Here is a 13299-nt window from a genome sequence, read left to right on the forward strand (position 1 = left end):
GCTTGTTTTAATGTTTAAAGAGAACCACAGGTAATCTAAGATGATAAAAATAATCATGTTGTGATATGCACAATGAGAGGATTATAATCATATTAGTTTCATTAAGTTTAAAAATTAATAAGTCTGTAGTTTTCGTTTTGTAATTGTACCAATGCGGTCATTGCAGATAATGCAATCTGTATTTCGGGAAGTGTATCTTCTTTAGAAATATCTCGATGTGCGGCGGTTTGCCCACACAAAATAAACTGCACTCCTTTTTTTGCTAAAGCGGAAAGAAGTGGGGCATTAGGGTTGTCAATATTGTATTTGGCTTTGTAATTTGCATTATTTAGAATATCATTTGCTGCCGAACCATGAATGACTAATGCTACTTTTAACTTTTCTACTGGTACTCCAGCATCAGCATGCATATTAAGATATCTTGCAGCGGTATTAAAAAGAGGATTTACTTTTGAACTATCTTTAAACGTTCTTCCTACATCAAATACAGCTTTTAAATCATGCTGTGTTTTAGTCTTAAAACCTGGGTCACTAACTGTATATGTTTTACCATATTCAGTTATTATTTTACCTTCGTTAGATTTTTGTTGAGAAAAAATAAAAAAAGGAAGTAAAATAAAAATATAGAATGCTATTGTGTTTTTCAAGCTGTAATTTTTGGTTTCTAAAGATATTCAAAAATCTATTAATTGAAAGTTAAAATGCTATTTTGATTTTTATCTACAAAAAAAGCATACCTCCTAAATTAAAGAAGATATGCTTTTGATATTTTTATTTACTAGCTTATTGTCTTACAAACTTACCAAGAGGTTTGTTATTGATTAAGATGATATATAACCCATGTGAAAGTTCTGATATATCCATCTCAGGGGTTGGTGCAGCATCAATTAATACTTGCCCCTGTATGTTAACGATTCTTACAGAATAATCAGTTGTTGTTATACCATCTATATGTAATATTTCATCGTCATTAATCGGGTTAGGATAGTAAGTAAACGTTTTGTTCTCTTGACCCAAATTAAGTAATGATTGATCAACATCGAATGTTTTAGAAGTTATACTACATCCAGCTTCATTAAATACTTTTATACTATATTCACCTACTTCTGTAGGTAAATATACAGCCTGGGTAGCATCACCAATAGATTCATCTTTATAATACCATTGATAAGAAGAAAATTGAGATGGCACAAATAGCATATGATTTTGGTTTACAGCTATTACTGGTGCTTCTGGATTCTCTGATACAATTGCTTTTACGGCTGTTCTAGTTGTCGTTGTACAATTACCAATAGCACCTTCTATATAATAAGTTTGAGTAGCATCGAGTATTGGGGTTTCGTATGATAATCCAGATGCGATACTGGTGCCTCCGGTTGAGGTAGTATACCATTTGTATTCGCTATTTCCTGATACGGTTATAGTTACAGATTCTCCTACACAAACATTTTGGTTTGTAGTGGTAGGAAGATTAGGAAGGTTTATCGATATAAAACCTGATTTTTCTTTGGTGTTATCTCCAGAATCATTAGTTGTTGTTAATGATACGGTATAGTCTCCACTAGTTGCATACGTATGTGTTGGATTTTGTTCTGTAGAAGTTTGACCATCTCCAAAATTCCATAAATAAGAACTTATTCTATTGGTAGAAGTACTTTGAAACTCTACTACCGAACAGTTTGTAGTTGCTTTAAAATCTGATAATGGAGGTTGTTTATCATCTCCTGGTATATAACTACCTGATATAGAATAATTACCTAAAGATGAGTAATCAGAATATCCATTGGCTAATGTTCCTTCACCTACACCGTCAATCTCAATATAATAAATTCCTTCTGTAAGGTTTTGATTGATCGATGCGGTAAGTCCGTTTGGATCAGAAAGTGCTACTTCCTGGCCAAGTTCATTTAGAATTCTTATTTGGATGTTTAAATTAGGATAATCGGGATCAGGATTAAAAGATAGAGATACATTTCCGGTTTCTACGGCAAAAGAGAAAACATCTTTATCATCTCTGGTACTTATTAATCCAAAGTTTTGATCAGCACTTACCACTCCAGAAGGAGCTACTTTAATTGCAGTAGCTTCATTAAATACATTGCCATGGTCATCATTTTGAAAACCAACACCATTTCTATTACCAGAAATAATTGCAATATCATCTTGTGTATTTGTTGCATCAGGATATTCTCCGCTACTCCAATGCCCTAATGTTTTATTGGCACTCCATCCCATAATTGGGCTCCATTCTCCGTGTCCTGAGTAGTATGTTGTACCTGGTTTTCCATCATGTGATAATCCCAAAGTGTGACCAACTTCATGAGATCCTGTTTCACCAGCAGATCTCGTTCCTAGATTATATACCCAACAAGGGTTATTGCTATTCGACGAAAACGAATTTAAATAAGCAACTCCTCCAGAATCTGGGGCAGCATCTTTTGTGGTCGTAAAAATGCACATCATTCTACGATTTTTAGGAGCTGCATCAAAAAGATCTCTTCGGGTAGTAACGTTTAGATTAAATGGGCGAAAATCTTCGGCCATGATTTTCCATACTTTGATTATTTTTTCATCAGAAAAATTAGGAGATTGTGCATTAATTGTAGCACCACTAAGCCAACTCGTATTAGAAACTAATTCTCCATCAAAGTCAAGATAAATAATACCCGGTGCTCCCGGAAGACTTTCTAATTGCGGTGCTGCTTTTGAAAATGAGGTTCCGGCATCTATGTCTTTTGTATTTGCTTTTTCAAAATCTACACAAAGAACTGTATTAATATCCGTTTCTTTCACGAATACCTGACCATTGGATTTAGAATATAAAGTATATGCTTTTTTTATATCATGAAGTATAATATTTCCTTCTAATGAATTATTAGTTTTGACAAAAGTGAATGACGATAATTGGTGATCATTAACAGTTCCAATTAAGGTAAGATCCTGATCGGTTTGATTTTGTACATTTAGTTTAAAAGAAAAAGCCTGGTTATTAGCAATTTTGATTGCTGAAGGCTTACTTTTTTTGGGGCTAATCAGATCATTTATAAAATTTTGTTGATTATCTGATATCAAATATGATTTTTCAGATTGAGCGTAAGTACTATATCCTCCTATTATCATGATAATAAGAAGAAAATACTGTACTGATTTTCTTTTCATGTTGAGTTTGATTATTTGGTAATTATTTCGACTGCAATTTTTACTACAACTAAATATTCCTAGTTTTAGTATAAAAAATCTAATATAGATCAAAATATTAATATCGAAGACTATATAGTGCCTTTCTATTTAAGAAAAACAAAAACAGTACATACATATTTCTATATTCAAAATACGTATATACCATTTTCGGAATCTAAATTTAGAACACTAAAAAATTAACTATATGTCTAGATTTAGAAATAGTAGCGTCTATACATAATACATAATTATGAAATGCTTATGATTCTTTCTAGCGGAATGATTGTAGATTGTTTTAAAATAACCTCTTTATCGGTTATTCCCCATATGGTAGTTTCCACTCTTTTCAAACCTTTATCGTCTACAAAAACGATTCTTACTTTATGATGTTCTAGATTTCCTAAAGAGAGTGCTCTTTGTAATTCTAAAAATCGATCAATTTGATCTTTTCTTTTGTTTAAAACATCTTCTTTAGGGAATTTTAAAAATTTAATTTGCTCTTTTTGTACCATTTGTACATTCATGTTTGGGGCCATAAGTGCTGAGTTTGGTTGAATTTTTATTTTAATAAAAACTAGTGTTTACTTTTCGTTTCTGCTAAATATAGTACATTTTATCCTAAAAAAATGCATTTAATCTATATTTTTTATTAAAAAGATATCAACTTGTAAGAATTTTTGTTGTTAATAATTCTGGTTTGAAAAGCATTAATTTTATTTACAGTTTACCAGTAATGGATAATGTGTATAACATTATATATCGCTGTTAGTCATACGATATCTAGTAAATTTTATTTTTTTATTTACGGTTTGATTACTAGTTATTTATGAGACAATTGATCAATGTTAAAAAAATATTGGTGTTTGCTAAAAGTTATTGACTATGATTTGTTTACAAAAAACATAAAGTACGTTTTCATAACCGTAGTTCTTTCCTTAAATTTCGACCTTAAATATAATGTTACTTTGGAAGAATATTTAGCAGAACTAAATGATGCACAACGAGCGCCTGTACTTCAAATAGATGGGCCCATGATTGTTATTGCGGGTGCTGGCTCGGGTAAAACAAGAGTACTTACGTATCGTATTGCTTATTTGATGCATAAGGGTGTAGATTCATTTAATATACTATCCTTAACATTTACCAATAAAGCGGCCCGTGAAATGAAAAAGCGTATCGCAAGTATTGTTGGACCTAGCGAAGCAAAAAACCTTTGGATGGGTACATTTCACTCAATATTTGCTAAAATATTGAGATTTGAAGCTGATAAATTAGGTTACCCATCTAATTTTACAATTTATGACACTCAGGATTCTCAACGATTGATAGCTTCTATAATCAAAGAGATGGGACTCGATAAGGATATCTATAAATACAAACAGGTGTATTCTCGTATTTCCTCTTATAAAAATAGCCTGATCACCGTAAAAGCATATTTTCAGAATGCAGAACTGGTAGAAGCAGATGCCATGGCAAAGCGCCCTAGAATGGGGGAGATTTATCAACACTATGTTGATCGTTGTTTTAAGGCTGGTGCGATGGATTTTGATGACCTTTTATTAAAAACGAATGAGTTACTAAACCGTTTTCCTGAAGTACTTGCTAAATATCAAAACCGATTTAGATACATCTTGGTAGATGAGTATCAGGATACCAATCATTCTCAATACCTTATTGTACGAGCATTATCTGATAAATTTCAGAATATTTGTGTGGTAGGAGATGATGCACAGAGTATTTATGCTTTCCGTGGAGCAAATATTAATAATATTCTTAATTTCCAAAGAGATTATGATAATGTACAGCAATATCGATTAGAGCAAAATTATAGATCTACCAAAAATATTGTAGAAGCTGCAAACTCTATTATAGATAAGAATAAAACCAAACTAGATAAAGTAGTTTGGACTGCAAATGATGATGGACCTAAGATAATTGTAAATCGATTATTAACAGATGGAGATGAAGGTCGATATGTTGCGAGTTCTATTTTTGAAAATCAGATGCAGCATCAACTGGGGAATGGAAATTTTGCAGTGTTGTATAGAACTAATGCACAATCCAGAGCTATTGAAGATGCATTACGCAAACGAGATATAAAATATAGAATATATGGCGGGCTTTCCTTTTACCAAAGAAAGGAAATTAAAGATGTATTAGCATATTTGAGGTTAGTGATTAATCCTAAAGATGAGGAGGCTTTAAAACGAGTAATAAATTATCCAGCCAGGGGAATTGGAGCAACAACTGTAGATAAACTGATAGTTGCAGCAAATCACTACGATCGTTCTATTTTTGAAGTGATTGAAAATCTGGATCGTATTAATTTAAAGATTAATAGTGGTACTAAAACTCGACTAGAAAACTTTATAACGATGATCAAAAGTTTTCAAATCACTAATGAGACTTCTGATGCATTCGTGTTAGCCGAAATAGTTGCTAAAAAAACAGGATTATTACAAGAACTTAAAAAAGATGGTACTCCAGAAGGTATTGCCAGAATCGAAAATATTGAGGAACTACTTAATGGTATACGTGATTTTGTAGAAGGACAGAAAGAAGTAGCAGATGTAAGAGGATCATTAGCAGAATTTCTGGAAGATGTCGCTTTGGCTACAGATTTGGATCAGGATACTGGAGATGATGATAGAGTAGCATTGATGACTATTCATTTGGCTAAAGGATTAGAATTTCCGTATGTATATATAGTAGGAATGGAAGAAGATCTTTTTCCATCAGGAATGAGTATGAATACCCGAAGTGAACTCGAGGAAGAACGACGTCTGTTTTATGTAGCATTAACACGTGCAGAAAAACAAGCGTACCTTACATATACACAATCCCGATATCGATGGGGTAAATTGGTAGACGCCGAACCTAGTCGATTTATTGAAGAAATAGATGAGCAATTTTTAGAATATTTAACACCAATAGAAAGTTATCGGTACAAACCATTAATTGATTCTGATATTTTTGGAGAAGTTGATAAAAGTAAGCTACGACTTAAAAAACCGGTTTCTGGAGCACCACCATTAGCACATAAACCTACCGAAGAACAGCTACGTAAACTAAGAAAACTTAGGCCTACATCTAATGATACGGCTGATGCATCTAATACAAATCTCTTTGATGAAGATCTTATACCAGGAACAATAGTTGAACATATGCGATTTGGTAGAGGAAAAATCATTAAAATTGATGGAGTCGGACAAGATAGGAAAGCCGAAATTCATTTTGAAAAAGGAGGAATAAAGAAGTTATTACTTCGCTTTGCAAAATTGAAGGTTTTATAATATATAGCTAATCGCTTAGGTTAGGGATTAGCTTTTTATACTGTATTTTACATTATCTTTATTTATAATCATTTTATATGGCAGAGTTCATAAAATTATATAATGAAAACCCAAACCCACGTGAAATACAACGAGTAGTTAATTGTTTACGTAGCGGAGGATTGGTTATTTACCCTACAGATACAGTATATGGATTGGGGTGTGATATTACAAATAACAGAGCTCTGGAACGGATTGCACAGATCAAAGGTGTAAAACTGGCAAAAGCTAACTTTTCATTTATCTGTAAAGACTTAAGTAATCTTTCTGATTATGTAAAACAAATTGATAATGCAACATTTAAATTATTAAAAAGAACACTTCCGGGACCATACACCTTTATTCTTCCGGGAAGTAATAATTTACCTACCGTTTTTAAAAAAAGGAAAACTGTAGGTATTCGTGTTCCTGATAATAATATTTGTACAGCTATCGTAGAAGAATTAGGTAATCCTATTGTATCCACTTCTATCTATGATGAAGATGAAGTCATAGAGTATACCACAGATCCAGAATTGATATTAGAAAAATGGGATAACCTGGTTGATATGGTGATCGATGGTGGATATGGTGATAATATGCCATCTACTGTAATTGACCTAACCAGTGGCGAACCAATATTACTTAGAGAAGGTAAAGGAAGTATAGATATTATCTAGCTTAGATATAAACCATAAATGCTTTTTTTATGATCGTTGCTTTCTTGCACCAGTATGATCTAATCCCTGACTTCTTTCTAATTTTATCATCTCTTTGGGTCTAAAATTTAATATTAAAGCTCTTCGTTGACTATTTGTAGTGTTTCCTCTACTATAATGTAGTGTAAAGCCATCATGAAAAGTACATTCGCCAATATGTAAAGGAACAGGGATTGCATTAGTGGTGTCAACATCACAGTATAAAGCTCCTCCATTTGGTAAATTGGTATGTTCTAATATTTGTTGATCTGTTACCGGGAGAAACCACATACAACCATTGTTCTCGTATACATTATCCAAAGCTATCCAGCAACTTACAGCTCTTTTATCTGGTAAATTTATCCAATAAGCAGCATCTTGATGCCATGGAGTAGGAGTATTGGTATGAGGCGCTTTATTAATAAGCATGTCAAAATCTAATTCCATATCATCTCCCAGCAATTTTTTTGCATAGTGTAATGCTTTTTTATAGGCAATATGATTTAACATTTTTGGTTTTACCAAACTTGGCCTCATGATTTGAGTGATCCGCTCAATTGGTTTAGTATCATTCTCCAACCCTGCTAAATCACTTCTTAAATGAGTTGTTTTTTCTTTATCGTTCAATAAACTATTGTAGATTGCTAATAATTCTCCGGCTTCAGTACTATCAAAAAGCTGATCTATTTTGGTATACCCATTCGTTAAAAACTCATTTTTTATAGTGTTCATCTTTATGGTATTGATTTTATCCAAAGATGAATAAATCATTTAAATAAATCTTCTAAATTTGTACTACCTTACTTTTTTATACAAAATGAGTGTAAATTCGGAACAACGCATAGTGCATTTTTTACCAGATTATGGTATTAACAGTTGTTTGCAGTTTGGCTATTACAAATATTCTAAAGCACAACCTCAATTACCAACACATGAACATTGTAATGCTATAGAAATATGTTTTTGTATCAAGGGAGAGCAGCATTATATAATTGGTGAGGAATTATTTCAATTGCATGGCAATGATATTCTTATTATTCCTCCAAATAAAGAGCATAGTACTGGCGAATATCCCGAGGATAAAGGAGAATTATTCTGGTTGCAAATCAATTGTTCTGATAACCAACATGGGTTATGTAATTTACCAGGGGATCATTCAAAGTATCTTCTGCGAGAGTTAAAAAAGACTTCAGAGCGAACTTTTAAGGGAGCATTTCAAGTCAAATTTATACTTGAAAAACTTTTAAATGAGCTGAAAACAAGTAGTGCTGTTTTATCAGAAATTACCATAAATCAACTTATTGTTCAGGTCATATTAGAAGTGTTGAACCTTTCAAAGAGAAAACAAGATAGCCCTCCATTAAAAAGATTAAATGATATAGATGCTTACATTTTAAACAATTTGCACCGCATAATTTATGTCGATGAACTCGCAGGTATTTCTAATGTTTCTGTTGGGTATTTTAAATCTTGGTTTAAAAACACCATGGGTATCCCTCCTAAAGAATACATAAACAGGTTAAAAATTGAGCAGTCAAAAATTGATTTATTGAAGAGTCACAGTATAACCACTGTAGCTTTTAATTTAGGATTTAGTTCGTCCCAATATTTCTCTACAACTTTTAAAAAGTTTACGGGGTATACTCCAAAAACCTATATTTCTTTAAAAAGTAATAATTCATAGCTTTCTGGTTTAAGTAGTACCTCTTCATATTGCCAGTTTTTATAGTGATTTAAACTTGATTTTGGTATAAAACCACGTATAAATACGTGTGTAATGCCGTAGGATTTTTATTAACTTTAAGAAAACTTAAAACCAATAAAATGAGTGTCAGGAAACTACCTAAATTCAGAATTTATCCTTCTATAGGCATTGCCCGATTAGGAAATGGTCCCGCTACAAAGGATCAGGTTATTTTTAGTCCAGAGATTCCTTGGGCTAATTTATTTGATACGGATCAACATTATCTTACCGAAGAAGGAGCTTTAAAAAAGCAGGCTCAGCGATTTTATATTTATGAATGTGATGACAATGGTGTACCTGTTAAGCAAATAGATGCTAATGATTATGATATCGAATGGACGGTAGAAGTAGCAAATAAGAAGCCGTTTTGGTATGATTTTAATAATAGCCTGGATCTCTCTGTTTTATCAGAAAATCAAAATTTATCTCCAAATTTCGCAAAAAATAAATTGGCACCAGGGATTGGAGCAAAACGAAGAAATCCTAATGTGCTAAACCAATCCATGAGGGTAGAAGGAGGATATGATTATCGTAAAGAACTGGTTAATCACCCGGGAAAGACAAAAGTAGACGCTACCGATCAACGTGAGATAATTCGCGGAAAATTCCCTTCTAATAGTAATGGGGGTGTTAGTAAATTAGCAGCTAGTATGAATACTTCTTCTAAATCTGTTGATCTTGGTACTATTGAGTATGATGAAGGGACGTTGATTTTTTATGGAGCAGATGGTATTTCGGCATCCCTAAACCCATCAGACCTTAATAACGATTTTGCAGATAACTCTAATTGGTATGATGATATTTGTGATGGAAGAGTTACGGCATCTATCGTTTCTAAAAATAGTGGAGATACGTATCATTTAGATGATGCATTATCTTCTGCCTGGATAGCCACTGCACCGCCAGATTATGCACCGCAGATCCAACCAATATCTACAATGTTTGATTTAATAGCAGGAGCAGCTAATGAGAGCTATGCTCCCGAGTTAAGTTTGGTATTTCCAATATTTTATCGTCTGTATAGGATGCAATGGGTTAATCTAGGAGATTTCCTTTCTCCATCATTTAAAGAAACGATCGATAAACTTATGGCAGATGGAAAATTTAAATACATCTATAAAAAAGAACCAAAAGAAGAAGCAGATGCTGTGAGACAACAAATATTTGATCTTTTTAGAGATCCTTCATATCATTATAATAACGAACCTATAATACCAAGTAAAGATAAAACTGATGTTGTTAATCGTGGTAGCGGGACCGATGAATTAAAACTTCCTTATTATCCTGGAGATGCTATTGATTATCCAGGAAGCCCGGCCCAATGGTTCGCTATCCCGCCGATGTTGTATGAACAATTGGAGAATTGGAAGGATGGAAAGTTCGAAACACCACCTGATTTTGATTTTCAGACTATAGATGAAATGGGGGCATTTTATCAAAATCAATTTTTTGAAGCTGCCAAAGATAAATCTAAAAAGCCATTACTAATGACCAGAGCTGTACTAGAAACGTTATATGGTGGTGGTTTTCATCCAGGAGTAGAATTAACTTGGCCTATGAGGCATAATCTTATTTATGCTGAAAATAGTATGATATATAAATGGATAACCGAAGGTGCTTTTAAGTATGGATTTTATGGATTAAGAGAAGTTCGCCTTAATGCTGCCACTAGCAAAGAGCAAAACGATATATTTTATAATGATTTTGGATTTCAGATGAATTCTGAAGATATTCGTGAATCTATGAATCCCAAAAATGAGAAAAATTGGTTATGGAAACTTACACCGGGCGATCTTACTAAATGGATGGGGATTCCCTGGCAATCAGATGCAGGAAGTTGCCAGGTAGTTTTTGTAGAGAAACAATATCCTATTCCATCCTGGTGGGCAGCTAATTTACCTGTACATGTGTTTCCTCAGGAAAGCTACCAAAAGCTTCTTGATCCCAATATTTTGGAGGATACTAAACGTAATATTTATGCAAACCGCTTAGCTTGGCTTCATACTGCAGATACAGGATTTATTGGGTATCATGCAGAAGGTGGGTATCTTAACGGACTTATTAATATGGTATATCAATGGGATAAAATAGGAATAGTTACCGGTAGAAAGTTAGATATAGATATAGAAGGAATGCCTAAAACGGTATATGTTTCTTATAGCGGAAAAGAAGCTGATAAAAAATAATGAATACAGATGTTATTATTGTAGGAAAAGGTATTGCAGGATTAGTGTTGTCACTTCTTTTGAAGAGAAAAGGAATACAACATCTGGTTTTGGATCGTAAAAGCAAGAAGAAACACTTTGCCTTAGCAGAGACATTACCTCCTTCTTCAATGCCTTTGTTACACTCTCTTGATCTCATAAAGATATTTGAAAAAAATGCGATCAGGAAAACATATGGTTACCATTCAATGTGGGGAAATACAAGAATATTGAATAATAATTTTTTCTCTCAATTGTCGTATAAAAATGGGTTGAAAATTGATAAACAAGCTATAGTAGACGATCTCGAACAGCTGTGTATTGAGAATGTGATGAGCTATGAAAAAATGTCGAATATGGTAATTTCTAAAGAAGAAGTTGTTGTAGAGGTAGAAAATAATCATCAAAAAGAAATCATTACGGCAAAGATGATTATTGATGCAACAGGAAGAAATCGTGCTATTCTTAAGAAATTAAATATCCCTATTCGATTATATGATAACTTAATATCTTTTAGTTGTCACTTGCCAAGAATAGAACATCCAAAATTAACATACGATGTATTTGTAGAATCTTTTGAAGACGGGTGGGGTATTGTTTCTGGTTTAGATGAAAAAACTAATGTTCTATCGATTTTTACAAATAGAGAAAACCTTGTTCAGTTAAAATTGAGAGATTATTCTGATTGGCAATCGGTTTTATCTAAAACGACTTTGTTAAAAGATTTTCTGGTAGAACAATCTGAAGTGAAAATTATAGGATCGGATGCAAATTCTTCTATAGCCAATTATTTATCAGGAGAAAATTGGCTAGCAGTTGGTGATGCAGCTTTATCTTTTGATCCTCTTTCTTCTCATGGCATTGCTAATGCGATATATACGGTAAGAGAAGCTTCAGATGCTATCGAATCCTATATATTAACAGGCGATAGAAAAGGGTTTGTGACGTACTCCAAAACATTGTTTTCTATTTTTGATAGTTATTATATGGTGAAAAATGAATTATACAGATCAGAATCCAGGTGGAAGGAATCTTCTTTTTGGAAGAAATTTTTTAAATCAGAAGAGGAAGAGGGTAAAGACAATACTCACGATTTTCCCAGACAGAATGGCACGGGAATTATTTTAAATTAATGAAAGAGTATACTGCTTGGTAAAACAAAAAAGGGAGATCAAAATGATCTCCCTTTTTATATGAATAGAAAAATATTCTTTTATTATTTTCCTGAAGCTTTTTTCATACCGTCTTCAATCATATTATAAAACTGATCAAGTTTTGGTAATACAACGATTCTTGTACGTCTGTTTTTTGCTTTGTTTGCTGCAGAATTATTATCAGTAACTGGTATATAGTAACTTCTTCCTGCCGCAGTCATACGTTTTGGATCTACTTTAAAATCATTTTGTAATACTCTTACTACAGAAGTAGCACGTTTTACACTTAGATCCCAGTTATCCAAAAGTACTTTGTTTTTAATAGGTACATTATCAGTATGTCCTTCTACTAGGAATTCGATATCTGGTTTGTCATTAACAACTTTTGCAACTTTACCTAATACTTCACGAGCTCTTGCAGAGACATTATAGCTACCGCTCTTAAAAAGTAATTTATCAGAAATAGAAACATATACTACTCCTTTTTCTACATTAATCTCGATATCTTCATCGGCAAGATTTCCTAAGGCTCCTTTAAGACTGGTTACAAGTGCCAAGGTTACAGAATCCTTTTTGGTAATAGCATCCTGCATTGTTCTTATTTGCAAATCTTTTTCTTTAATACTTTCTAGAGATTTTTCTAGATTCTCTGCTTCCTTAGTAGAAAGAGTGGCTAAATTACCTACATTATTTAATAGAGCAGAGTTCTGATTTTTAAGATTAGATACTTGATCTTGAAGAACTTTAAGTTGCGAAGATGAACTCGCTTTTTCTTCAAGGCAGCTATTTAATTTAACTGTAGCTGTATTTAATAGATCTTCAGTTTCTTTGTTTTTGGCTTCTAATTCTGAAAACTTCTTCTGCGAAACACAGGAAGATAGTAGAATTGCTAGAGAGGCCCCAATAATCATTGCTTTTTTCATTAGAAAATTTGTTTTTAGTCTTATTCTGGTTATATAACTCAAAATTATTAAAAATGTGACGTAATGCTAGGTCATTAACAATAAT

General features: G+C 32.8%; 10 protein-coding genes. 5 read left to right on the top strand and 5 right to left on the bottom strand.

The features are described 5' to 3' along the window. Positions 1 to 107: 107 nt before the first annotated feature. The 3 genes from DG435_RS00120 to DG435_RS00130 form a co-directional block, all read right to left on the bottom strand. Positions 108 to 647 (bottom strand): DsrE family protein, encoded by a 540-nt coding sequence (locus DG435_RS00120; protein WP_234387183.1) that lies wholly within the window; start codon positions 645 to 647, stop codon positions 108 to 110. Positions 648 to 783: 136 nt separating this feature from the next. Continuing rightward, positions 784 to 3159, bottom strand: coding sequence for a PKD domain-containing protein (locus DG435_RS00125; RefSeq protein ID WP_106794728.1), 2376 nt, complete (start codon positions 3157 to 3159; stop codon positions 784 to 786). A gap of 269 nt (positions 3160 to 3428) precedes the next feature. Further along, positions 3429 to 3716: a hypothetical protein gene (locus tag DG435_RS00130; RefSeq protein ID WP_051473707.1), complete on the bottom strand. Its 288-nt coding sequence runs from the start codon at positions 3714 to 3716 to the stop codon at positions 3429 to 3431. 429 nt (positions 3717 to 4145) lie between these two features. On the opposite strand from DG435_RS00130, the gene DG435_RS00135 reads away from it, so the two are divergent. Both DG435_RS00135 and DG435_RS00140 read left to right on the top strand, forming a co-directional pair. Next, positions 4146 to 6473, top strand: coding sequence for an ATP-dependent helicase (locus DG435_RS00135; RefSeq protein WP_106794142.1), 2328 nt, complete (start codon positions 4146 to 4148; stop codon positions 6471 to 6473). A 77-nt stretch (positions 6474 to 6550) separates the two neighbouring features. After that, entirely contained in the window at positions 6551 to 7171 is a 621-nt protein-coding gene (locus DG435_RS00140; protein ID WP_106794140.1) for an L-threonylcarbamoyladenylate synthase, read from the top strand. Between the two features lie 27 nt (positions 7172 to 7198). Here the strand turns inward: DG435_RS00140 and DG435_RS00145 are convergent, their stop codons facing one another. Continuing rightward, entirely contained in the window at positions 7199 to 7921 is a 723-nt protein-coding gene (locus tag DG435_RS00145) for a phytanoyl-CoA dioxygenase family protein (RefSeq protein WP_106794139.1), read from the bottom strand. Between the two features lie 85 nt (positions 7922 to 8006). Between DG435_RS00145 and DG435_RS00150 the strand changes: the two genes are divergently transcribed. The 3 genes from DG435_RS00150 to DG435_RS00160 all read left to right on the top strand — a co-directional run bounded on the left by DG435_RS00150 (position 8007) and on the right by DG435_RS00160 (position 12270). Beyond that, positions 8007 to 8873: an AraC family transcriptional regulator gene (locus tag DG435_RS00150; RefSeq protein WP_106794138.1), complete on the top strand. Its 867-nt coding sequence runs from the start codon at positions 8007 to 8009 to the stop codon at positions 8871 to 8873. Between the two features lie 140 nt (positions 8874 to 9013). Then, on the top strand, positions 9014 to 11119 hold the full coding sequence (locus DG435_RS00155; RefSeq protein WP_159025702.1) for a LodA/GoxA family CTQ-dependent oxidase: 2106 nt from the start codon (positions 9014 to 9016) through the stop codon (positions 11117 to 11119). Next, positions 11119 to 12270, top strand: a complete 1152-nt coding sequence (locus DG435_RS00160) for an NAD(P)/FAD-dependent oxidoreductase (RefSeq protein WP_106794136.1) — start codon at positions 11119 to 11121, stop codon at positions 12268 to 12270. The genes DG435_RS00155 and DG435_RS00160 overlap by 1 nt, the downstream gene beginning before the upstream one ends. A gap of 83 nt (positions 12271 to 12353) precedes the next feature. On the opposite strand, the gene DG435_RS00165 is transcribed toward DG435_RS00160, so the two are convergent. After that, a complete protein-coding gene (locus tag DG435_RS00165) occupies positions 12354 to 13214 on the bottom strand; it encodes a flagellar motor protein MotB (RefSeq protein WP_101449285.1) in 861 nt (286 codons plus the stop codon). Positions 13215 to 13299 lie beyond the last annotated feature (85 nt).

It is taken from the genome of Aquimarina sp. Aq78 (assembly GCF_900299525.1).
Lineage (GTDB): Bacteria > Bacteroidota > Bacteroidia > Flavobacteriales > Flavobacteriaceae > Aquimarina.